General features: G+C 31.0%; 1 protein-coding gene. It reads right to left on the bottom strand.

Features of this window, described 5'->3' with window-relative positions; all coding sequences use genetic code 11:
* Positions 1-102: 102 nt before the first annotated feature.
* Positions 103-342 (bottom strand): DUF5823 family protein, encoded by a 240-nt coding sequence (locus CBW22_RS27025; RefSeq protein ID WP_369597208.1) that lies wholly within the window; start codon positions 340-342, stop codon positions 103-105.
* Positions 343-364: the final 22 nt, after the last annotated feature.

Genomic DNA, 364 nt, shown 5'->3' with positions numbered 1-364 from the left:
GAGAAGATAAGGTTCTTTTCGTATTAAAATGTTTATTGATATTCTTCACAATCAAATGGCTTACTATAATGTATGAGGTGGCCGTTACCTCATACATATAGATTAGCAACCTATCTGATTGTAAATGCTTGAGTTAGGCTGCGAAGGTAGTGGGGTATAGTAATGATAGTTAATTGCTAAAACAATTAAAAAACTAATAGATGAATACATAATCCATTTATTGTTTTTTGATTTCTGCTCGGTGTCCTTGATAAATATATTGGATAATGCCACTCCTATAATGAAGACCGCAAGAATGCCTAAGATTGCTAACCATATAGTATTATGTGTATATTGGTTAATTATGATTTCTGTAATAGTATTC

The sequence above is a fragment of the Pantoea sp. VS1 genome, from assembly GCF_002207995.1.
Classification (GTDB): domain Bacteria; phylum Pseudomonadota; class Gammaproteobacteria; order Enterobacterales; family Enterobacteriaceae; genus Pantoea; species Pantoea dispersa.
This window is presented reverse-complemented; position numbering and strand designations above follow the sequence as displayed.